The sequence below is a fragment of the Sphingopyxis sp. MC1 genome (genome assembly GCF_000371385.1).
In the GTDB taxonomy this organism is placed as follows: domain Bacteria; phylum Pseudomonadota; class Alphaproteobacteria; order Sphingomonadales; family Sphingomonadaceae; genus Sphingopyxis; species Sphingopyxis terrae.
On the sequence record NZ_AOUN01000009.1, the window covers coordinates 171,601 to 192,984 of the forward strand.

A 21,384-nucleotide genomic window follows, 5' to 3' on the forward strand; every position below is an offset into this window, starting at 1 on the left:
CCGGCATGGCAGCGCCGCGCGGGCGGCGCATTGCGCTGGATCAATATCAGATGAGCCCGGCGAGCGGGCTCGACGGATCGGCGTAGCGACGCTGGCCCATACGGCCGGCGAGATAGGCATCGCGCCCCGCCTCGACCGCGAGCTTCATGGCGCGCGCCATGCGGATGGGGTCTTTGGCTTCGGCGATCGCGGTGTTCATCAGCACGCCGTCGCAGCCGAGTTCCATCGCCACCGCCGCATCGCTGGCCGTCCCGACGCCCGCATCGACCAGCACCGGCACCGACGCGCCCTCGACGATCAGGCGGATCGTCACCCGGTTCTGGATGCCCAGCCCCGACCCGATCGGCGCGCCGAGCGGCATGATCGCAACCGCGCCCGCATCCTCGAGTTGCTTGGCGGCGATCGGATCGTCGACGCAATAGACCATCGGCAGAAAGCCTTCCTTGGCCAGCACCTCGGTCGCCTCCAGCGTTTCGCGCATATTGGGATAGAGCGTCTTCGCTTCGCCCAGCACCTCCAGCTTCACCAGGTCCCAGCCGCCCGCCTCGCGCGCCAGCCGCAAGGTGCGGATCGCATCGTCGGCATTGAAGCAACCGGCGGTGTTGGGGAGATAGGTGATCTTCTTCGGGTCGATATAATCGGTCAGCATCGGCGCGGTCGGGTCCGACACATTGACGCGCCGCACCGCAACGGTGACGATTTCCGCACCCGACACGGCGACCGCCGCTGCATTCTGTTCAAAATCCTTGTACTTGCCCGTGCCCACGATCAGGCGCGAGTTAAAGGTCCGTCCGGCAACGCTCCACTGGTCGGTCAACAACCGCCTCCTACAAAATGAACGATTTCCAGCGCATCGCCCTCGGCAAGCGTGACGTCGGCGAGCGTCGAGCGCGGTACGATCTCGCGATTGCGCTCGACCGCGACCTTCTTGACGTCGAGGCCCAGCGACGCGACCAGATCGGCAATGCTGCCTGCGCGCACCTGCCGCGCATCGCCGTTGAGAATGATGGAAATCACGAGTCCCGCCTGCTTTGCCTTTTGACGTGCAGCCCATATAGGGGGAGCGACCCGCGTCGCAACCGAAAGACCGTGCCCTTGTCCAACGAGTGTTCCGAAACGCCCGCCGTCTTTGTCCTTTCGGGGCCCAATCTCAACCTGCTGGGCACGCGCGAGCCCGAAATCTACGGGCATGACACGCTGGAGGACATCCACCAGCGGCTCGCCGAGCGTGCGGCGGCACTGGGTCTGCGCGTCGATTGCCGCCAGTCGAACCACGAAGGCACGCTGATCGACTGGCTGCACGAAGCGCATTTCGCCGGCGCCAAGGCGGTGCTGCTCAATGCCGGGGGCTATACGCACACATCGGTCGCGCTGCACGACGCGATCAAGTCGATCCGCGTTCCGGTGATCGAGGTCCATCTGTCGGACCCGATGAAGCGCGAATCCTTTCGCCATCTCAGCTATATCGGCATGGCGGCGGCCGCGCATTTTGCAGGCCACGGCGCAGACAGCTATATGCTGGCGCTGGACGCCGCCGCGCGCTTCTGACAAGAGGCGCGATCAGAAACGGGGTCAAGGCACGCGATCAACAGTGCCGCAACAACAGGAAATATCTCATGGGTGACCATAAAGAGCACGGCATCAACATCGATCCGGCCTTCGTCCGTGCGCTCGCGGAACTGCTCGACGACACGCAGCTTTCCGAAATCGAGGTCGAGGACGGTGAACGCAAGGTGCGCGTTGCGCGCACGCTGACCGCCGCCGCGGCGCCGGTCGCTTTCGCGCCGGCCCCGGTTGCCGCGCCCGTCGCTGCCGCACCCGCGGCCGCCGCGCCGGCCGCCGTAGCTGCCCCCGCCGCCGACAGCTTCGCCGACGCCGTGAAGTCCCCGATGGTCGGCACCGTCTATCTTGCTGCCGAACCGGGTGCGCCCAATTTCGCGAGCGTGGGTTCGGCGGTGAAGGAAGGCGATACCATCCTGATTATCGAGGCGATGAAGGTGATGAACCCGATCACCGCGCCCACCTCGGGCACGCTCAAGGCCGTGCATGTCGAGAACAGCCAGCCGGTCGAATATGACCAGCCGCTGTTCACCATCGGCTGAGGGACAGCCAATGGCCATCGAGAAACTGCTGATCGCCAACCGCGGCGAGATCGCGCTGCGCATCCACCGCGCGTGTCACGAAATGGGCATCCGCACGGTCGCGGTCCATTCGACCGCCGACGCCGATGCGATGCATGTCCGCCTGGCCGACGAAGCCGTCTGCATCGGTCCGCCAGCGGCGAAGGACAGCTATCTCAACATCCCGGCAATCATTTCGGCTGCCGAAGTGACGGGCGCCGACGCCATCCACCCCGGCTATGGCTTCCTGTCGGAAAATGCGCGCTTTGCTGAGATTATCGAAGCGCATGACATGATCTTCGTCGGGCCGAAGCCCGAACATATCCGCACGATGGGCGACAAGGTCGAGGCGAAGCGCACCGCGGTCGCGCTCGGTCTGCCGGTGGTGCCGGGTTCGCCCGGCGCCGTCACCTATGGCGAGGAAACGAAACGGATGGCCGAGGAAATCGGCTATCCGGTGCTGATCAAGGCCGCGTCGGGCGGCGGCGGCCGCGGGATGAAGGTCGTCCCCGACCCCTCCGGCCTCGAAAGCCTGATGGGTCAGGCATCGAGCGAGGCTGCGGCGGCGTTCGGCGATCCGACCGTCTATATGGAAAAATATCTCGGCAACCCGCGCCACATCGAATTTCAGATTTTCGGCGACGGCAAGGGCAACGCCATCCATCTCGGCGAACGCGACTGTTCGCTGCAGCGCCGCCACCAGAAGGTGCTCGAAGAAGCCCCCTCGCCCGTCATCTCGGCCGAAGAGCGCGCCCGCATGGGCGGCATTTGCGCCGATGCGATGGCAAAGATGGGCTATCGCGGCGCGGGGACGATCGAGTTTCTGTGGGAAAATGGCGAGTTCTATTTCATCGAAATGAATACGCGCATCCAGGTCGAACATCCGGTGACCGAGATGATCACCGGCTTCGACCTCGTCCGCGAACAGATCCGTATCGCTGACGGCATGGGCCTTTCGGTGCAGCAGAACGAGCTGGAATTCCGCGGCCATGCCATCGAATGCCGGATCAACGCCGAAGATCCGCGCAACTTCCTCCCCTCGCCGGGCAAGGTGACCAATTATCATGCCGCCGGCGGCATGCATGTGCGCGTCGATAGCGGGCTTTATGCAGGCTATTCGATCCCGCCATATTACGACAGTATGATCGGCAAGCTGATCGTCTATGGCCGCACGCGCGAAAGCTGCATGATGCGGATGCGCCGCGCGCTCGAGGAAATGGTTATCGGCGGGGTGAAGACGAATATTCCGCTGCATCAGGCGCTGCTCGCCGATCCCGACGTCATCCACGGCGATTATACGATCAAGTGGCTGGAGGAATGGCTGGCGAAGCAGGACGCCGACAACAAGGCCTGACGCTGCGCCCATCGACGCCGGGTTCGCGCGCGGACACGACGGAATGTGTCCCAGCTCACTTTCGCACGGGGGGATTATTGGCTATGGGCCTTAACCATGGCCAGAAATCTCCCCCTTTACGCGCGCCCGGCCGCGGCGCTGATCCTCCCGCTGACCCTGCTTGCGGCGCCCGTCGCCGCGCAGACGAGCGTCAAGGAGGACTCGGTCGTTCTGCAACCTGACAAGGTGACCGATGACGCGCCCGAGATCGAAACGGTCGCCGAGGCCAATCTGCCCAGCTGGAGCGTCGACAATGCCAAGGCGCTGCTCGCCTTCATCCAGTCGGCGGGCGATGAAGGCCTGTTCCCGAAGGATTACAATCCCGACGCGCTGAAGGCCGCGATCGATGGCGGCAATCAGATCACGCTCGACAAGGTCGCGACCGACAGCTTCCTGCTGCTCGCCACGCACATGCGCGAAGGCCGCACGCCCAATGCTGCGCGCAAACAATGGTTCATGACCGATGGCGACGCGCAGACCGAACCGCTGATCCCGCTGCTCGGCAGCGCGCTCACCGCGAACGACGTCGCGCAGGCGCTGATCAGCCTCGACCCCGTTCATCCCGATTTCGCGGTGCTGAAAGCCGCGCTCAAGACCGCAAAGACGCCCGCCGACGCCAACGCGATCCGTGTCAACATGGAACGCTGGCGCTGGATGCCCCGCGATCTTGGCGAAGGCTATGTCGTCAGCAACGTGCCCGAATATCTGACCCGCGTCGTTCATGACGGCGTCGTCATCGCGACGCACAAGGCGGTCGTCGGCAAGCCGTCGACCCCGACGCCGCAGCTCAACCCGATGGCGACGGGGATCATCGTCAACCCGACCTGGACGCTACCCAAGAGCATCATCGCCGAAGGCATCGGATCGACGATCGCGACCAATCCGGCGCGCGCCCGCGCGCAGGGCTATACCTGGACGGGCAGCGGCAAGTCGCTGTCGGTGGTGCAGCAGCCGGGTGCCAACAATGCGCTGGGCGTCATGAAGCTCGAAATGCTGAACCCGCACGCCATCTATTTGCACGACACGCCCTCGAAGGGCGCGTTCGCCGCCGATTCGCGCGCTTTTAGCCACGGCTGCATCCGCACCGAAAAGGCGCTGCACTTCTCCGGCCTGATGGCGGTGATGTTCGCCGGCCGCACGCCCGAGGAATTCGGCGATGTGGTCGCCAGTGGCAAGACGACGCGCTTCGGCTTCGAAAGGCCCTTCCCTGTCTATGTCGCGTATTGGACCGTCGTCCCCGACGGCAAAGGCGGCATCAAGAAGCTGAACGATCTTTACGGCCGCGACGCGCCGGTGGTGACGAGCTTCGCCAAGCCCGGCCGCGCCGCCGCGGTGGTGATTTCGCCGACGCCGTCTGCGGTCGTCCCGACGACGCAGACGGTGCAGGCGCCTAAACCCGAAAAGGGCGCGATCTACTGATGAAGCGGCGACCGGGCGGCGATGCCCCCGGCCCCGTGCTTCCTCGCGGAATCCGATAACTTTGCTTTGACATCCCCGTCATTGCGAGCGCAGCGAAGCAATCCAGAGCGGTTTACGCGCACTCTGGATTGCTTCGCTGCGCTCGCAATGACGAATCCCAGGCTTGAAACCCGAGAATCCTCAATCGGCCTTGGTCGGCATCGATCCCTGCGTGGCGCCGGTGCGGATGATATTGTCGGCGACCGGCGGCAACTCGAAGGGCGGTGGCGAAGCGGGCGCTACGCTCAGCTTGTCGGCATAGAGCAGCCGGCCCGGCCCGAGCTTGTACAGAATTTGCGGCAGCAACTCCTCGCCGAACACGAAACAGCCCTCGCTGCGCCCCAGCTTGCCTTGCGTCGCGATCAGCGACGGTTCGGCGTACCAGGCGCCATGCACGACGATCGCGCGCATGTCGGCATTGCTGTTGTCGGCCTCCAGCCCCGCGAGCCGCATCGACGATCCGTTCGATCCCCAATAATAATCGCTCGTGCGATAGGCGCCGCGCGACGAGGCGAGCGAGCCGGGGACGTTCGAAAAAGTCTTGAGCCAGCCGTCATGCTGCGGGTCCGATCCGCGGCCATGGGTGACGGGATACATGTCCACCTTGCCGGCGATCAGATCGACGAGCGCGAAGCGCGGGCGATAGGAGGGCAGCCCGAAATCGACGATCCCGACACGGTCGGCCTGCGCGATCCGGTTGCCCTGCCGCGCCAGCTGTTGCCGCGCGACGGCCAGATAGTCGACCGACGGCGGTGTCGCCGCCTGCCCATGCCCGGTGATCCAGTCCGGAAGTGGGGCTGCGCGCGCCGATGTCGCGGCCAGCGCCCCCGCGCCCGCCATCGCCGCCAGCATAGCCCTGCGATCGATCAATTCTTTCACGTGCAACCCAGCCCTCATTGCCGCCTTTGGCGGTCCCTCGGCCGTCTATAAGCCGTGGTTCGCGCACCAAAGGCAAGGAGTCCAAGCCTCTTCATGCGGGCAAATGTGCCATATATGCCATGAATAGTGCGTTTACGTTCCATTACGCTCCCGTTAGGAACTGCGCCATGAAGGCAACCATCTGGCATAACCCCGCCTGCGGCACTTCGCGTAAGACGCTGGCGATTCTCGAGGAAACCCCCGGCGTCGATGTCGAGGTGATTCAATATCTGAAAATGCCCTACAGCGCCGACAAGCTACGCCAGCTGTTTCGCGACGCAGGTCTGAGCGCGCGGGACGCGCTGCGCCTGCGCGGCACCGATGCCGAGGAACGCGGCCTGCCCGACGCCGACGAAGAAGCGATTATCGCCGCGATGGTCGCCAATCCCGCCTATGTGAACCGCCCCTTCGTCGAAACCGACAAGGGCGTCCGCCTCTGCCGCCCGCAGGATGTCGTGCGCGAGATTTTGTAAGGGTGGACGCCTGATCGGCGATCGGCCGTCAGATCAGGAACATCATCGCCGCGGTGAAGAATACGGCGAAGCTTTCGGCAAACAGGCGAAAATCGCTGTCACGCGACCAGAGCGCCGGGCGCTCGCGCTGCGCCGCAAGCGCGCCGCGTAATTCGCCTTGCCAATCCCCCGGCGCGCTCAGCCGCGCAAGGACCAGTTGCCGGGCGCCATAAGCGCGGATGCGCTCGCGGATGTCGATATGCTCGTCCGAATCCATGCCCGGCAGGCTAGGCGCCCGTTAACGAGTCGATAAGGTTAAAAGAGTGTTAACATCGCCGCCGTCCCGGCGCGGGACGCCTTGCCCTGCAGGTGTTAATCCATCGGCCGCACGCGCACCGCGCGCGCATCGGCGAGGCCGCGCTGAAAGGGTTTGCACGCCTGCGGCCGCATCCGCGGCCCCAGGCACAGCCGCACCTCGGTCAGCCAATCGCCGCGATCGGTCGCGACCGCGATCATCCGCTCGTCGATGCCGCGATTGACCTTCGCAAAGGCGCGCCGCACGTCGCCCGCGGTGCGGACATGCCCCGACAGCGCTTTCATGTCGGGAAAGCGCACGGCGCGGAACAGGATTTCGGCGGCGCGAAAATAGGCGGCGGGGTTGGAACTCATGCAGGTGCCGTGCTTCGCCCATTCATGCTGCAAAAGCTGCGCCGAAGGGGTCATGCACATATGGCGGCGCAGCACTGGCGCGGGGACGATCTTCGCGGGACGGCACCATTGGGGATAGGCCGGCGTATCGGCTTCGGGCCACAGGCCGTGCAGTACCCAGCCGAAGCGTCCGCTTTCGCCCGAACATTGGAATCGGTCGCGCGCATCCTTGGGATTGCGCGCACCTGCGCAATGCTGCGGCGACCAGCTCATGCTCAAGAGATAGCCGGTCGTCGGCGGCTTGCGGACGGGCTCGCCGCGCGCAGGCCGCTCGAGCCGCGGCACCGGCGTCCGGTCGGGCGCGACACAGGCCAGCGATTGCGCCTGCGCCGCGGTGGGGGCGACGATTGTATCAGACCAGCGCAAAATCGAGCCCGATGTCGGCCGCCGGCGCCGACTGGGTCAGGCGCCCGACCGAAACAAAGGTGACGCCGGTCGCGGCGATGGCGCCGATCGTGTCGAGCCGCACCCCGCCCGACGCCTCGGTCGGAACGCGCCCGGCGACGATCCCCACAGCTTCGCGCAATTGGTCGGGGGTCATATTGTCGAGCAGCAGATGCGTCGCGCCCGATGCCAGCGCGGCCTCGACTTGGTCGATACGGTCGACCTCGACGATGATATCGGCGATTCCCGCCGCCACCGCGCGGCGCACCGCCTCTTCGACCGATCCCGCGACCGCGACATGATTGTCCTTGATCATCGCCGCGTCCCACAGGCCCATGCGGTGATTGGTCGCGCCGCCCATGCGGGTTGCATATTTCTCCAGCACGCGCAGACCGGGGATCGTCTTGCGCGTATCGAGCAGCGTCGCGCCGGTGCCGGCGATCGCATCGACATAGCTTCGCGTCATCGTCGCAATGCCTGACAGATGCTGGACGGTGTTGAGCGCCGACCGCTCGGCGGTCAGCATCGCCCGCGCATTGCCCGAAAGGCGCATCAGGTCGGTGCCGGCGGGAACGCATGTGCCCTCCTCGACCAGAATCTCGATGACCATATCGGGTGCCAGCGCGCGAAAGAATCGCTCGGCGATCGGCAGCCCCGCAACGCTAATCGCATCGCGGCTGTCCATCACCCCCGTGAAAACGGCGTCGGCGGGAATGACGGCCATCGACGTGATGTCGCCGCCGCTCCCCAGATCCTCGGCAAGCGTCGCGCGGACGAAGGCGTCGAGGTCGAATTCGGGTAAGGAAAATCCGGTCATGCCCCGGCGATAAAGCGTGGCGGGCGCAAATCAACTTGACGTTTACGTCAACTGGCGCTGACATGGGTGCAAATAGCAAATTGGAGAGAGAGACATGCAATCGCCCATCTGCGCCATGCTCGGCATCGAATTTCCGCTGCTCGCCTTTTCGCACTGCCGGGACGTCGTCGTCGCGGTGTCGAAAGCCGGCGGCATGGGCGTGTTCGGCGCCGCATCATTGCCGCCCGAGCGACTTGAGGAAGAGCTTGCGTGGATCGACGCGCACATCGGCGGCAAGCCCTATGGCGTCGACCTGATCGTCCCCAACAGCTTCGCCGGCAAGGGCGAGGCACCGGCGGCGGGCGCGGCGCGCGTGCCCGAGACGCATCTCGGCTTCGCGGCCGATGTGCTCGACAAATTCGGCGTCGATGCGGCCGGCCTCGACGGTGCGACCGAAGCGCGGCAGAGCTTCGGCGACAATATGCATGAAGAAGGCGCGGCGAAGCTGCTCGAAGTTGCGTTTCGCCATCCGATTCGCCTGATCGCCAACGCGCTCGGCGTGCCGCCGCAACTGATGCTCGAACTCGGCAAGCGGCATGGCGTGCCGGTCGCCGCGCTCGTCGGTACCCGCGATCATGCGCTGGCGCAGGTCCGCGCCGGGGTCGATATCCTTGTCGTTGCGGGCGGCGAAGCGGGCGGCCATTGCGGTGAGGTCGCAACGATGGTGCTGGTGCCGGAGGTGGCTGCGGCGCTCGATGCCGTCGGCGCGACGACGCCGATTCTCGCTGCGGGGGGCATCGTCACCGGGCGTCAGATGGCCGCGGCGATGGCGATGGGCGCGCATGGCGCCTGGTGCGGATCGGTGTGGCTGACCACGTCGGAGGCCGAGACCAATCCGGTGGTGAAGGAAAAAATGCTCGCCGCCTCGTCGCGCGACACAGTGCGATCGAAGAGCCGGACGGGCAAGCCCTCGCGTCAGCTCCGCTCGCCATGGACCGACGCATGGGAGGCCGAGGGCGCGCCGAAACCGCTCCCGATGCCGCTGCAATCGCTGGTCAGCGAACCCGCGCTGCGCAAGGTCGACAAGCTGTCAGAGGGCGGTCATGAAGGCGCCAAGCAGCTCGCAACCTATTGGGTCGGCCAGGGCGTCGGCCTGATGAACGAGGCGATGAGCGCGGGCCAGGTCGTCCAGGCGTTCAAGGAAGACTGGATCGCCGCCTGCGAACGGCTGAATGGATTCGTGGGAGAGTAAGTGTCCTCCCCATCGCTACGCGACGGGGAGGAGCTATCAGGTCTTACGCCACCGTCGCCTTGACGATCTTGCCGGGCTCGCGCGGCGGCTCGCCCTTGGGCAGCGCGTCGACATTTTCCATGCCTTCGATCACTTGGCCCCACACCGTATACTGGCGGTCGAGGAAGCGCGCATCGTCGAAGCAGATGAAGAACTGGCTGTTCGCGCTGTTCGGATTCTGCGCGCGCGCCATCGAACAGACGCCGCGGACATGCGGTTCGGCGTTGAATTCGGCCGGAAGGTCGGGAAGCTTGCTGCCGCCCATGCCGGTGCCGGTCGGATCGCCGCCCTGTGCCATGAAGCCGGGGATGACGCGGTGGAAGACGACGCCGTCGTAAAAGCCTTCCTGCGCGAGCTGGGTGATGCGTTCGACATGCTGCGGCGCGAGGTCGGGGCGCAAGCGGATGACGACGTCGCCGGTCGACAGCGACAGGGTAAGGGTCTGTTCGGACATGGTGTCTCTCCTTCGAATGAGTTGGCGCCGCCATAGCGGTGCGCCGCGCCAATGCCACGCACTAAATTCGGCTGCAGCGTTGCCATGACGCGCGTCCGCGACTAGTGGAGGGCCTTCGACGCCGTAGCAGCCAGGGAGGACCGCGCGATGGACAAACGCGAAGATTCCCTGCCGCCCGAAGACGTGCTCACCGCCGACGGGCTCGATCATGACCCCGGCCATCCCCCGCGCGAAACCGAAACCGAACTCGACGAAGACGATCGCCTGAAACCCGCGTTCGTGCGCGACGTCATCGATCTTGCCGAAGAGGGCGAGGTCGAGGCGGCGCGCGAACGCGTCGGCCGCCTGCACCCTGCCGACATCGCCGACCTTTTCGAGCTCGTCTCGGACGAAGACCGCCCGCTCTTGGCCCAGGTGCTCGGCGACCTTCTGTCGCCCGACGTGCTGGCGGAAATGAACGATTATGTGCGCGAGCGGCTGATCGATCTGCTCGCGCCCGAACAGGTCGCCGAAATCGCGTCCGAACTCGACACCGACGATGCCGTCGCGATCATCGAGGATATGGAGGAGGACGAGCAGCAGGCCGTCCTCCGCGCCATGGAGCCCGAAGATCGCGCCGCGATCGAGGACGCCCTCTCCTTCCCCGAGGAGTCCGCCGGGCGCCTGATGCAGCGCGAATTCGTCGCGGTGCCCGAACATGTCACCGTCGGCGACGTTATCGACCGGCTGCGTGAGGATGTCGATCTCGCCACCGACTTCTGGGAAATCTTCGTCGTCGACCCGATGCACCGCCCGGTCGGCACCTGCCAGTTGAGCTGGATATTGCGGGCGCCGCGCAGCGTCGCGATCAACGACATCATGAGGCGCGAACAGACGCTGATCCCGGTCGACATGGACCAGGAAGAGGTCGCGCTGCGCTTCCAGAAATATGCGCTCATCTCGGCCGCGGTGGTCGACAAGGCGGGGCGGCTCGTCGGGATGATCACGGTCGACGACGTCGTCCACATCATCCAGGAAGAGGCAGGCGAGGATATCTTGCGCCTGTCGGGCGCCGGCGACGGCGACATCAACGAACCGATCGCGCTGACCATCCGCACCCGGCTGAGTTGGCTGGTCGTCAATCTCGGCACCGCCATGCTCGCCGCATCGGTCGTCGGCATCTTCGAAACCGCGATCGCCAAATATGCGCTGCTCGCGGTGCTGATGCCGATCGTGTCGGGCATGGGCGGCAACGCCGGGACGCAGACGCTGGCCGTGACCGTGCGCGCGATCGCCACCAATCAGCTTACCGCGTCGAACACGATGCGTATGATCCTGCGCGAATTTCGCATCGCGACAGTCAACGGTCTCTCGCTCGGCATTCTGATCGGCGCCGGCACCGCGCTCATCTTCGGCAACCCGCTGCTCGGTGCGGTGATCGCCTCGGCGATGCTCATCAACAATCTGGTCGCGGGGCTCGCGGGCATATTGGTGCCGGTAACGCTTGACCGTTTCGACATCGATCCGGCGGTATCATCGGCCGTCTTCGTAACGACGATGACCGACATGATGGGCTTTTTCTCGTTCCTCGGGCTCGCGGTGCTCAGCGGCCTGACGGCGATGGGCTGACCCAAGTCGCTGGATTTGCACGCTTCGCCGGGCTCCCCGAAAATTTTTTCATCGCGGCGATTTTTTTGCGGAACTTATCGCTCGCAACACGGGTTTCCCATTCGAGCAGCGATCATCGCCCCCCCGCAGCGCTGCTCAGCAACATTGGCCCGGCTCGCATTCCCTCCCCCCCCCCTCGAAGCGCGCCGGGCCATTTTGCAAAAATCCCGTGAGAGGTGACAGACTATGACGAGTGCTCGCGTAATCCTTCTTACCCTGCTCGCCAGCTTTCTGGTCGCTGGCTGCAACACGGTGAAGGGCGTCGGCCGCGATATCGAATCGGTCGGCCAAGCTGGCGACGACGCCATTCACTGATCGGCGGGTTACTTACCCTTTAGCCTCTTCCGGAGGCTCGACAGGCGCCGCTTCGGCGCCTGTTTTGCGTCGGCGCTGGGTAAACCAGATCGCAAAGATCGAAATCTCGTAAAGGAAGACAAGCGGCACCGCGAGGAGGAGCTGGCTCATCACGTCAGGCGGCGTGAACACGGCGGCGATCGCGAACGCCGCGACGATCATGTAGCGGCGCGCGCCGATCAGCTGCTGGCGCGTCACCAGCCCGGCGCGCTCAACCAGCATCAGCAGGATCGGCAACAGAAAGGCGATGCCGAACGCCATGATGAACTGCATCACGAAGCTCAGATAATTGCCTACCGACGGCAGCGCTTCCTGCGTCACGCCGCCGATCTCGCCCTGATAGCCGAGCAGGAATTTCAGCGCGATCGGGATCGTGATGAAATAGGCGAAGGAGGCGCCGATCGCGAACAGGACCGGCGTTGCGAAGAGGAAGGGCAGCAGGGCGCGCTGCTCCTTGCGATAAAGGCCCGGCGCGACGAATTTCCACAGCTGATTGGCGATCACCGGAAAGGCGATCATCATCGCCGCGAACAGCGCAACCTTGATCTCGACGAAAAACGCCTCGAACAATTGCGTATAGATCAGCTTGCCCTGCCCCGCCGCGACGAGCGGATGCACTAGCACGCCGAAGATCGGCCGCGCGAAATAGAGGCAAACGCCGAATGCGAGCGCGATCGCGAGTAGCGATTTCAGCAGCCGCGACCGCAGCTCGATCAGATGGTCGAGCAGCGGCATCTTGCCGCCCGCGCCATCCTCATCCTCTTTATGGACCGGCGTATCGGCACTCATGGTAACGGGCCGTCCTTCGGCGGAACGGCGTGGGTTTCCGGCGGAGTTTCGGTTGACGAGCCGGCCGGGGCGGCGGTAGGCGGCGTCAGGGCCGCGGCATGATCGGGATCGACGGGCGGCGTTTCGCCGGCGTCGGCCGCGCCCGCGTCGGGCAGCGAGGTCGCCGGAATCATTGGCGGCGCATCGACGCCATCGACGCGCGGGAACTGGCGCATGATCGCGTCATTCTGTTCGCGCCACTGCTTTTCCAGTTCCTCAAGCTCGGCCTCGCGCATCATCGTGTCGAGTCCCGAACGGAAGTGGCGCGCCATGCCGCGGGCCTTGGCGACCCATTTGCCGACAAAACGCATCGCCTTCGGCAGATCTTTGGGTCCGATGACGACCAGGGCTACCACCACGACGAGCAGCAACTCGGTCGGCGCGACGTCGAACATCGTTCAGGCCTTCCCCCGCGTGCGGGCCGCGATCAGCGGTTTTCGGTTTCCGCGGTGGGGGTCGGGGTGGCCTCGGGCGCGCGCTGACCGTCGAGCTGGCGCGGTGCGGGCGGCGGCACATCGTCTTCGGCCATGCCCTTCTTGAAGCTTTTGATGCCCTTGGCGACGTCGCCCATCATGTCCGAAAAGCGACCCTTGCCGAACAATAGCAGGACGAGAATCCCGACCACGAGCCAGTGCCAGATGCTGAAGCTACCCATCTCAAATTCTCCTTGAGGCCGCTATCTAGGCTTCCTCGCCGTCTTTTACTAGGTCCAGTTCGTCCATCGCCGCATCGAAGGCGAGATCGACCGGGTCGAGCAGGCCCGCCGCGCGCAGATCCTCGATCCCGGGCAGATCCTTGCGGCTCGCGAGCCCGAAATGCTGCAGGAAAGCGTCGGTGGTCTTGTAGATCAGCGGCCGCCCCGGCACCTCGCGCCGCCCGGCAGGCGCGATCCATTCGGCCTCCATCAGCACGTCCAGCGTCCCTTTCGACGTCTGGACGCCGCGGATCGCCTCGATCTCGGCGCGGCTCACCGGCTCGTGATAGGCAATGATCGCCAGCACTTCCGCCGCGGCGCGCGACAGCTTGCGCGGATCGTCGCGTTCGCGGCGGAGCAGATGCGCAAGATCGGCGGGGGTCTGGAAATGCCAGTGGCCGCCGCGCTCGACCAGTTCGATACCGCTCTCCGCGTGGCGCGCCGCGATCGCCTGCAGGATCGCGCGCACTTCGCCCGGCGTCAGTTCGTCGTGAAAACGCCCGGCAATCTGGCGCGCGTCGAGCGCCTCGTCGCTGGCAAAGACCATTGCCTCTATCGCGCGTTCGCGGTCGTCGATCTCGCTCATCCCTGGCTCGCTTTCAGATAAAGGGGCTCGAACGCCGCCTCCTGCCGCAATTCGACCCGCCCCTGCCGCGCCAGTTCCAGCGCGGCGACAAAGCTCGACGCGATCGCCGACCGGCGCAGCGGCCCTTGATAATCGGGGGGCAGAAAGGCCGACAATTCGGCCCAATCGAGCTGGACGCCCAGCATCCGCTGCAAGTGGGTGAGCGCCGCGTCTAGCGTCACCACGGGGCGCCGCGCGACCATATGCACGACGGGTTCGGTGCGCAGCTTGACTTGTCCGTAGGCGGCGAGAAGATCGTAGAGGCTCGCGTCCCAGCGCCGCACCTTTACATCCTGCAACCCCTCGGGATTCGGACGCAGGAAGACGTCGCGGCCGATCCGGTCGCGCGCCAGCAGCCGCGCCGCCGCCTCGCGCATCGCCGCGAGCCGCTGCAAGCGCAATTGCAGACGCAGCGCCAGTTCGTCGGGCGACGGGTCTTCGGTCGGATCCTTGGGCAGCAGCAGTGCCGATTTCAGATAGGCAAGCCACGCTGCCATCACCAGATAATCGGCCGCAACCTCCAGCTTTGCCCGCATCTCGGCGATGAAAGTCAGATATTGTTCGACCAGCGCCAGGATCGAAATCTGGCGCAGGTCCACCTTCTGACTGCGCGCGAGCGTCAGCAGCAGGTCGAGCGGCCCTTCCCAGCTTTCGAGATTGAGCTGGAGCGCATCCTCGCGCTCCGCCGCCGCCGGCACGACTTCATATTCGAGCGGCAGTTCCTCCATCGACGCCTCAGCCCGCCATCACGCCAGCGCCAGCAGCGCGTCGCGCTGGTCGATCAGCGCCGCGAACTGGCGCTCGTCATGCATCCCGGCGATCCGCTCCATCGCGCCTTCGAGCCGCGCGAGCGAGTCCGCGCCGATGGGGTCGAGTGCGTTGGCGATGCCGACCATGTCGTCCATCTTCGCCCAGCAGTTGAGCGCCAGGTCGCAGCCCGCGGCGATCGCCGCCGCCGCGCGCGACGGGACGTCGCCTGACAGCGCCTCCATATCGAGGTCGTCGGTCATCAGCAGGCCGTGAAAGCCGATGCGCTGACGGATCACGCTGCCGATGATCGTCGGCGACAGCGTCGCGGGCAGATCGGGATCCCACGCCTTGAAGATGACGTGGCAGGTCATCGCCATCGCCGCGTCACGCAGAGCAGCAAAGGGCGCAAGGTCGGTCTGCAACTCGCGGTCGTGGGCATCGACGACGGGCAGTGCCTTGTGCGAATCGAGCAGCGCACGGCCATGCCCCGGAATATGCTTGACGACCCCAACGACGCCGCCGTCCTGCAATCCGCTCAGGATCGCGCGGCCCAGCGCCGCAACGCGCATCGGCTCGCTGCCCAGCGCGCGATCGCCGATCACATCGCTTGCCCCCGGCTGGCGTACGTCGAGCAGCGGCAGGCAATCGACGGTGATCCCCACTTCGGCAAGCATGGAAGCGAGCGCCATCGCGTTGAGCCGTGCCGCCTCGATCGCGCTCGCCGGCGCGCGTTCGTACAGCGCATCGAACGCCGCCCCGCTCGGAAAATCGGGCCATTCGGGCGCCTTCATGCGCGCAACGCGGCCGCCTTCCTGATCGATCAGGATCGGCAGATTGGCGCGCCCATCAAGCTCGCGCAGCGTGTCGGTCAGGCGGCGAAGCTGGGTGCGGTTCTCGATATTGCGGCCGAACAATATATAACCCGCGGGCGCGCTGTCGCGAAAGAAAGCGCGCTCGTCGTCGGTCAGCGTCAGGCCCGACAGGCCGAAGATCGCGGGTATCATCGTACGTCAACCTCCACCGGCGGACGCCCCCTCAGGCATCGGCCAAGGGATCGACTATGCCATAGCCGCCGCGGCGAACCAACGGCGGGTGCGGCAAAACGGGCGATATCAGCGAACGACGACGCAATTTTCGCCCGCGACGCGCAATTTCCCGCACAAATTCGATGCGTTAGCCGCCGTTCCCGTCGCCACGCGCAGACGGTAGACGGTGCCGCTCCCGGTCTTCACCGGCGAAACGAACCGGTTCAATTCGGACAGATAGGCAAAGCGCTTGCTCAAATTGCCCCACGCCTTGTTCGCCGCCGCCTCGCTGCTGAACGCGCCGAGCTGGACCAGTCCGGTCGCGGCGCCAGCGGCCTCGGCCTGCGCGCCTGTCGCTTCGCCGGTCTTGACCGACATCGCCGCGGGCTTGGGCTTGCCCTTGTCCGCGGCCGCGATCCGCGCCGCTTCAGCCTTTGCAGCGGCGGCCTTGTCGGCCTGCGCCTTCGCGGCCTCGGCCTGCGCCATCGCGTCGCGTTCGGCGGGTGTCACCGCGGGCTCCTCGGGCATACGGGTCGGATCGACCTTGCCCCCGGGGGTCAATCCTTCGCTCGCGGCAAAGCTCGCTGCGCCCTCACCCTCGAACGTCTTGGCGCCGTCGGTCTTTGGCGGCACTTTGTAGTCGCCCTTGTCGGCGACGATCAGCTCGCCCTGCCCGCGCGCGCCGCCGTTCTGGACCCACCACAGCCCGCCGAGCACCGCCCCGATCAGCAGCAAGCCGCCGAGCACCATGATGAGCAGGCGTGCGGGCGAAACTTCGGCATCATCCTCGAAACCTTCGGCGGGTTCCAGCCACGGCAGGCGATCCTCGTCCTCCAGCCCCAATCCCGCATCCGTCGCCATCACGCCATCTCCTCGAGCGCCTCCACCCCCATCAGGTGCAGCCCGTTGCGGATAACCTGCCCGATTCCATCGGCCAAATAAAGGCGGGTTGCGGTCAGTTCGGCGTCATTTGCCAAAATGATACGGGCGTCGGGCCGATCATTGCCCATGTTCCACCACGCATGAAAAGCGGCGGCAACGTCGCCCAGATAGAAAGCGATGCGATGCGGCTCGCGCGCCGTCGCCGCCGCCTCGACCGTGCGCGGGAACTGCGCGAGCAACTTGACCAGCCCCAGCTCATAGGCATCGAGCCGCGCGATGTCGGGCGTCGCCGCATCGATACCCGCATCGGCGAGCTTGCGCTTCAGCGACGCGATACGCGCGTGTGCATATTGAACATAGAAGACCGGATTGTCGCGCGACGCCTCGACCACCTTGGCAAAGTCGAAATCCATCTGCGCGTCGGCCTTGCGCGTCAGCATGGTGAAGCGCACCGCATCCTTGCCGACCTCGTCGACGATGTCGGCGAGCGTGACGAAATTGCCGGCACGCTTCGACATCTTGAACGGCTCGCCATTCTTGAGCAGCCGGACCATCTGGACCAGCTTGACGTCGAACTTCTTGGCGCCGCCGGTCAGCGCCGCGACCGCCGCCTTGATCCGCTTGACCGTCCCCGCATGGTCGGCGCCCCAGATGTCGATCAGCTCGTCGGCGTCCTGCGCCTTCTGATAATGATAGGCGAGGTCGGCGCCGAAATAGGTCCAGCTCCCGTCCGATTTCTTGATCGGCCGGTCCTGATCGTCGCCGAATTTGGTCGAGCGGAACAGCGGCAGTTCAACCGGCTCCCAATCCTCGGGCGTCTCGCCCTTCGGCGCTTCGAGCACACCGTCATAGACCAGATCATGCTCGCGCAACCATTTTTCGGCGGCGGCGGGCTTGCCCTCGGCCTGCAGCTCGGCCTCCGACGAGAAGAGATCATGATGGATGCCCAGCTTGGCGAGGTCGGCGCGGATCATGTCCATCATCGCGCTCACCGCCTCGGCGCGGAACAGGCCGAGCCACGCGCTTTCGGGCGCGCCGACATAGCGGTCGCCATATTCGGCGGCGAGCTTTTCAGCGACGGGCTTCAGGTAATCGCCGGGGTAGAGCCCCTCTGGGATCGCGCCGATATCTTCGCCCAGCGCCTCGCGGTAGCGCATGTGGACCGAGCGCGCGAGCACATCGACCTGCGCGCCAGCGTCATTGACATAATATTCGCGCGTGACCTTGTGCCCCGAATATTCGAGCAGCGCCGCCAGTGCGTCGCCCACCACCGCGCCGCGGCAATGGCCGACGTGCATCGGGCCGGTCGGGTTCGCCGACACATATTCGACATTGACGCGCCGCGCGGCGCCCATCGCCGAGCGGCCATAGTCGTCCGCCTCGGCATGGATCAGCGCCAGTTCGTCGCGCCAGCTATTATCGGCGACGCGCAGGTTGATGAAGCCCGGCCCGGCGACGCTCGCTTCGGTCACCTCGTCGATCGCCGTCAGTTCGCCGACGAGCAATTCGGCGAGCGCGCGCGGGTTCGTCCCCGCGGGCTTGGCGAGCACCATTGCGGCATTGGTCGCGACATCGCCATGCGCCGGGTCGCGCGGCGGTTCGACGCTGATCGCGCCGCGATCGAGCCCGGCGGGCAGCGCCTCGCGCGCGACAAGCGCATCCAGAGCGGTATCGATATGGGCGGAAAAACGGCTGAACAGGGTCATGGGTCAGGTCAATCTTCGGTCAAAAGGTCGGTCGGCGCCCTACCGCAGCTTGGCAGGCACGAAAAGCCCCGCGTCGCCCGGATGGCGGCGCAGGGCGAACCGGATGCGAACGGCGCGCACGGGCGCGCCGCCGCGACGCCTATCGTCGGACGTTATATTCGAGCTGTTCCTGCGTCAGCTGAAAGCCGACGAGCAGTTCGAAGCTCGCGCGCTGCACCGCGGCGCGCACTTCGGGGATGCTCAGCGGGTCGATCGCGGCGTCGGCGTCGCCCGCGCGGCGCTTGCGGTTGATGCGCTCCTGCACATCGGCGGGCAGCGTCGCGGCGGCGCGGTCGACATAGGCGGCCGCCTGGGCATGGCCGCTACCGCGCGTCTGACCTTCGGGGAAGGAGACGGTGACGGTGCCGAGCCGCTTGGCGACGACGGCGGTGCCGCCCTGGACGACGGTGGCGAAATAGGGAAGCTCGACCGTCCGGGCCGGGCCGGCATCGCGGCGCGTCGCCACGACGTCGAAATCGGCAAGCTGATAGACTTTCTCGGCCTGATCGTTGCACTGCGGCACAACATGGGTGATCGTCGCAACGACGTCGACCGCGCTCGCATCGCGGCTCGTCGCCGGATCGAACAGCGTGATGTCGCCGGTGTGCAGCGGCACGGCAACCGCCGGACAAGCGCTGCGCGTCGCGGTGATGCCGACGCCCGACGACAGGTCGATATCATTGTCTTTCGCGCACCCCGCGACCATGACCATGGCGGCCGCGCCGCACAGCATGGCGATTGATTTACGGGGCGGGACGAAACTGGGCATCATGATATAGCTTTCCAATCAGGCGCGGGCCGCGGAGGACGAACGTCACCGCTCCATGCGCGCCGCTTCTTATCGGTGCGATGAACAAGGCGCAACATGGACGAAGCGGCTTTACCTTGTCACGGCCGCTGCGCTAGAGCGCGCGGGTCATGACAGATCTTACGCAATCCGCCGCCGAAGCCCCGGAACTCAAGGTTTTGGTGGCCGCCCCACGCGGCTTTTGCGCCGGCGTCGACCGGGCGATCCGCATCGTCGAGCTGGCGATCGAGCGTTATGGCGCGCCCGTCTATGTCCGGCACGAGATCGTCCATAACCGCTATGTCGTTGAATCGCTGAAGGCGAAGGGGGCGATTTTCGTCGAATCGCTCGATCAGGTGCCCGACGGCGTTCCGGTCGTGTTCAGTGCGCACGGCGTTCCAAAGGCGGTTCCGGCCAAGGCCGAAGCGCGCGGGCTCGACTACATCGACGCGACCTGTCCGCTGGTCTCCAAGGTCCACAAACAGGCCGAGCGCGCCAACGAACAGGGCCGTCACATCATCTTCATCGGCCACGCCGGCCACCCCGAAGTCATCGGTACGCTCGGCCAATTGCCCGATGGCGCGATGACGCTGGTCGAATCGGTCGACGATGTCGCCGCGCTGTCGCCCGCCGATCCCGACAATCTCGCCTTCCTGACCCAGACCACATTGTCGGTCGACGACACGCGCGACATTGTGGCGGCGCTGCAGCATCGCTTCCCCTCCATCCAGGGGCCGCGCGGCGAGGATATCTGCTATGCCACGTCGAACCGGCAGGAAGCAGTGAAAGCAATAGCCGGGCAGTGCGACCGCGTCATCGTCATCGGCGCGCCCAACAGCTCGAACAGCCTGCGTCTCGTCGAAGTCGCGGAACGGCTCGGCACCCCTGCCCATCTCGTCCAGCGCGGCACCGACGTCGATCCGGCATGGCTGGCCGGGATCGCGACGCTTGGCATTACCGCCGGAGCCAGTGCGCCAGAAACGCTGGTGCGCGAGGTGATCGACGCGGTCGCGGCGCATCGCGCGATCGTCGAGGACGTCGTCGTCACGGCCGAGGAGCATATGACCTTCAAGCTCCCCCGCGGCCTCGAGCCGGCGGCCGCCTGATGGCCGTCTATACCGCGGTCGACCCCGACGATCTCGCCGCGCTGGTCGGCCGTTACGACATCGGCACGGTGCTGTCGTGCAAGGGCATTGCCGAGGGCGTCGAAAACAGCAACTTCCTGCTCGAAACGACCGGCGGGCGCTTCATCCTGACGCTGTACGAAAAGCGGGTGCAGGAGGGCGACCTGCCCTTCTTTGTCGATCTGCTCGGCCATCTCGCGCGGCGGGGTTGCCCGGTGCCGGCGATGATCCGCGACCACGACGGCCGCGCGATCCAGCAGATTTCGGGGCGCCCCGCCTGCATCATCCAGTTTCTCGCGGGCATTTCGCTGACGCATCCGACCCCCGCGCAATGCGCCGCTGCGGGTGCCGCGCTCGGCGCGATGCACAAGGCGGTCGAGGATTTTTCCGGCGCCCGCGAAAACAGCATGGGCTGCGCGCATTGGCGCAGCGTCGCCACCGCTGCGGGCGACCTCGACACCGTGCTTCCGGGGTTGCAGGCGATCGTCGATGCCGAACTGGCCTTTCTTGACGATCGCTGGCCGACGGACCTGCCGCGCCACGTCATCCACGCGGACCTGTTCCCCGACAATGTGCTGATGCTCGGCGACCGCGTCACCGGCCTCATCGATTTCTATTTCGCGGCGACCGATTTTCGGGCCTATGACCTCGCGGTCACCCATGCCTCCTGGACCTTTTCCGACGACGGCCGGACCTGCGACGGCGCGCGCGCATCGGCGCTGATGCGCGGCTATGCGTCGGAAATCGATCTGAGCGCGGACGAAGTCGCCGCGCTGCCGCTGCTCGCACGCGGCGCTGCGCTGCGCTTTCTGCTCACCCGCGCGCACGATTGGATCCACACCCCCGCTGATGCGCTGGTCACGCGCAAGAATCCCGCGCCCTTCCTCGAACGCCTGCGCCGCTACCAGGCCGCCGACGCCGCCGATCTGTTCCGCGCGGGATGAGCGCT

General features: G+C 65.8%; 26 protein-coding genes. 10 read left to right on the forward strand and 16 right to left on the reverse strand.

Annotation, left to right across the window (positions count from 1 at the left end):
- Positions 1-46: 46 nt before the first annotated feature.
- A complete protein-coding gene (locus tag EBMC1_RS13265; RefSeq protein ID WP_003047738.1) occupies positions 47-817 on the reverse strand; it encodes a bifunctional sulfur carrier protein/thiazole synthase protein in 771 nt (256 codons plus the stop codon).
- Positions 814-1,017 carry a sulfur carrier protein ThiS gene (gene thiS, locus EBMC1_RS18990; RefSeq protein WP_003047741.1) on the reverse strand — a complete coding sequence of 68 codons (204 nt, stop codon included), beginning with the start codon at positions 1,015-1,017 and terminating at the stop codon, positions 814-816. The genes EBMC1_RS13265 and thiS overlap by 4 nt, the downstream gene beginning before the upstream one ends.
- A 78-nt stretch (positions 1,018-1,095) precedes the next feature.
- Here thiS and EBMC1_RS13275 point away from each other — a divergent pair, with 78 nt between their 5' ends.
- From EBMC1_RS13275 to EBMC1_RS13290, 4 genes are all read left to right on the forward strand, one after another.
- The gene (locus tag EBMC1_RS13275; protein WP_003047744.1) at positions 1,096-1,548 is read left to right on the forward strand and encodes a type II 3-dehydroquinate dehydratase; all 453 of its coding nucleotides are present in this window, start codon (positions 1,096-1,098) and stop codon (positions 1,546-1,548) included.
- 68 nt (positions 1,549-1,616) lie between these two features.
- A complete protein-coding gene (gene accB / locus EBMC1_RS13280; RefSeq protein WP_003047748.1) occupies positions 1,617-2,102 on the forward strand; it encodes an acetyl-CoA carboxylase biotin carboxyl carrier protein in 486 nt (161 codons plus the stop codon).
- A 10-nt stretch (positions 2,103-2,112) separates the two neighbouring features.
- Positions 2,113-3,474, forward strand: coding sequence for an acetyl-CoA carboxylase biotin carboxylase subunit (gene accC, locus EBMC1_RS13285; RefSeq protein WP_003047751.1), 1,362 nt, complete (start codon positions 2,113-2,115; stop codon positions 3,472-3,474).
- A 96-nt stretch (positions 3,475-3,570) separates the two neighbouring features.
- Positions 3,571-4,932, forward strand: coding sequence for a L,D-transpeptidase family protein (locus tag EBMC1_RS13290; RefSeq protein ID WP_003047754.1), 1,362 nt, complete (start codon positions 3,571-3,573; stop codon positions 4,930-4,932).
- A gap of 180 nt (positions 4,933-5,112) precedes the next feature.
- On the opposite strand, the gene EBMC1_RS13295 is transcribed toward EBMC1_RS13290, so the two are convergent.
- Positions 5,113-5,850, reverse strand: a complete 738-nt coding sequence (locus EBMC1_RS13295; protein WP_040590304.1) for a murein L,D-transpeptidase catalytic domain family protein — start codon at positions 5,848-5,850, stop codon at positions 5,113-5,115.
- Positions 5,851-6,017: 167 nt separating this feature from the next.
- On the opposite strand from EBMC1_RS13295, the gene EBMC1_RS13300 reads away from it, so the two are divergent.
- Entirely contained in the window at positions 6,018-6,362 is a 345-nt protein-coding gene (locus EBMC1_RS13300) for an arsenate reductase family protein (protein WP_003047760.1), read from the forward strand.
- A gap of 28 nt (positions 6,363-6,390) precedes the next feature.
- Here the strand turns inward: EBMC1_RS13300 and EBMC1_RS13305 are convergent, their stop codons facing one another.
- From EBMC1_RS13305 to nadC, 3 genes are all read right to left on the reverse strand, one after another.
- Positions 6,391-6,618 carry a hypothetical protein gene (locus EBMC1_RS13305; protein WP_003047763.1) on the reverse strand — a complete coding sequence of 76 codons (228 nt, stop codon included), beginning with the start codon at positions 6,616-6,618 and terminating at the stop codon, positions 6,391-6,393.
- 95 nt (positions 6,619-6,713) lie between these two features.
- Positions 6,714-7,415 carry a ribonuclease T2 family protein gene (locus EBMC1_RS13310; protein ID WP_003047766.1) on the reverse strand — a complete coding sequence of 234 codons (702 nt, stop codon included), beginning with the start codon at positions 7,413-7,415 and terminating at the stop codon, positions 6,714-6,716.
- On the reverse strand, positions 7,402-8,250 hold the full coding sequence (gene nadC / locus EBMC1_RS13315) for a carboxylating nicotinate-nucleotide diphosphorylase (RefSeq protein ID WP_003047769.1): 849 nt from the start codon (positions 8,248-8,250) through the stop codon (positions 7,402-7,404). Before nadC ends, EBMC1_RS13310 begins: the two co-directional genes overlap by 14 nt.
- 94 nt (positions 8,251-8,344) lie before the next feature.
- Here nadC and EBMC1_RS13320 point away from each other — a divergent pair, with 94 nt between their 5' ends.
- Positions 8,345-9,481, forward strand: coding sequence for an NAD(P)H-dependent flavin oxidoreductase (locus tag EBMC1_RS13320; protein ID WP_003047772.1), 1,137 nt, complete (start codon positions 8,345-8,347; stop codon positions 9,479-9,481).
- A gap of 43 nt (positions 9,482-9,524) precedes the next feature.
- On the opposite strand, the gene EBMC1_RS13325 is transcribed toward EBMC1_RS13320, so the two are convergent.
- Positions 9,525-9,974 carry a peptidylprolyl isomerase gene (locus tag EBMC1_RS13325; RefSeq protein ID WP_003047775.1) on the reverse strand — a complete coding sequence of 150 codons (450 nt, stop codon included), beginning with the start codon at positions 9,972-9,974 and terminating at the stop codon, positions 9,525-9,527.
- 147 nt (positions 9,975-10,121) lie between these two features.
- On the opposite strand from EBMC1_RS13325, the gene mgtE reads away from it, so the two are divergent.
- Both mgtE and EBMC1_RS13335 read left to right on the forward strand, forming a co-directional pair.
- Positions 10,122-11,582 (forward strand): magnesium transporter, encoded by a 1,461-nt coding sequence (gene mgtE / locus EBMC1_RS13330; protein ID WP_003047778.1) that lies wholly within the window; start codon positions 10,122-10,124, stop codon positions 11,580-11,582.
- A 225-nt stretch (positions 11,583-11,807) separates the two neighbouring features.
- The gene (locus EBMC1_RS13335; RefSeq protein WP_003047780.1) at positions 11,808-11,936 is read left to right on the forward strand and encodes an entericidin A/B family lipoprotein; all 129 of its coding nucleotides are present in this window, start codon (positions 11,808-11,810) and stop codon (positions 11,934-11,936) included.
- Between the two features lie 12 nt (positions 11,937-11,948).
- On the opposite strand, the gene tatC is transcribed toward EBMC1_RS13335, so the two are convergent.
- From tatC to EBMC1_RS13380, 9 genes are all read right to left on the reverse strand, one after another.
- Complete coding sequence (tatC, locus tag EBMC1_RS13340) at positions 11,949-12,764, reverse strand: twin-arginine translocase subunit TatC (RefSeq protein WP_003047782.1); 816 nt, start codon at positions 12,762-12,764, stop codon at positions 11,949-11,951.
- Positions 12,761-13,198, reverse strand: coding sequence for a Sec-independent protein translocase protein TatB (gene tatB, locus EBMC1_RS18860; protein ID WP_003047786.1), 438 nt, complete (start codon positions 13,196-13,198; stop codon positions 12,761-12,763). The genes tatC and tatB overlap by 4 nt, the downstream gene beginning before the upstream one ends.
- A gap of 32 nt (positions 13,199-13,230) precedes the next feature.
- Entirely contained in the window at positions 13,231-13,458 is a 228-nt protein-coding gene (locus EBMC1_RS13350) for a twin-arginine translocase TatA/TatE family subunit (protein ID WP_003047789.1), read from the reverse strand.
- Between the two features lie 25 nt (positions 13,459-13,483).
- Complete coding sequence (gene scpB, locus EBMC1_RS13355) at positions 13,484-14,083, reverse strand: SMC-Scp complex subunit ScpB (RefSeq protein WP_003047793.1); 600 nt, start codon at positions 14,081-14,083, stop codon at positions 13,484-13,486.
- The gene (locus tag EBMC1_RS13360) at positions 14,080-14,850 is read right to left on the reverse strand and encodes a segregation and condensation protein A (RefSeq protein WP_003047795.1); all 771 of its coding nucleotides are present in this window, start codon (positions 14,848-14,850) and stop codon (positions 14,080-14,082) included. Before EBMC1_RS13360 ends, scpB begins: the two co-directional genes overlap by 4 nt.
- Positions 14,851-14,868: 18 nt before the next feature.
- Entirely contained in the window at positions 14,869-15,876 is a 1,008-nt protein-coding gene (gene nagZ / locus EBMC1_RS13365) for a beta-N-acetylhexosaminidase (protein ID WP_003047798.1), read from the reverse strand.
- Positions 15,877-15,984: 108 nt separating this feature from the next.
- Complete coding sequence (locus tag EBMC1_RS13370) at positions 15,985-16,758, reverse strand: SPOR domain-containing protein (protein ID WP_003047804.1); 774 nt, start codon at positions 16,756-16,758, stop codon at positions 15,985-15,987.
- The gene (argS, locus tag EBMC1_RS13375) at positions 16,758-18,485 is read right to left on the reverse strand and encodes an arginine--tRNA ligase (RefSeq protein ID WP_003047806.1); all 1,728 of its coding nucleotides are present in this window, start codon (positions 18,483-18,485) and stop codon (positions 16,758-16,760) included. The genes EBMC1_RS13370 and argS overlap by 1 nt, the downstream gene beginning before the upstream one ends.
- Before the next feature lie 139 nt (positions 18,486-18,624).
- Positions 18,625-19,296, reverse strand: coding sequence for a hypothetical protein (locus EBMC1_RS13380; RefSeq protein ID WP_003047809.1), 672 nt, complete (start codon positions 19,294-19,296; stop codon positions 18,625-18,627).
- 146 nt (positions 19,297-19,442) lie between these two features.
- Here EBMC1_RS13380 and ispH point away from each other — a divergent pair, with 146 nt between their 5' ends.
- Positions 19,443-20,417 carry a 4-hydroxy-3-methylbut-2-enyl diphosphate reductase gene (gene ispH / locus EBMC1_RS13385; protein WP_003047811.1) on the forward strand — a complete coding sequence of 325 codons (975 nt, stop codon included), beginning with the start codon at positions 19,443-19,445 and terminating at the stop codon, positions 20,415-20,417.
- Positions 20,417-21,379 carry a homoserine kinase gene (gene thrB / locus EBMC1_RS13390; protein WP_003047817.1) on the forward strand — a complete coding sequence of 321 codons (963 nt, stop codon included), beginning with the start codon at positions 20,417-20,419 and terminating at the stop codon, positions 21,377-21,379. Before ispH ends, thrB begins: the two co-directional genes overlap by 1 nt.
- Positions 21,380-21,384 lie beyond the last annotated feature (5 nt).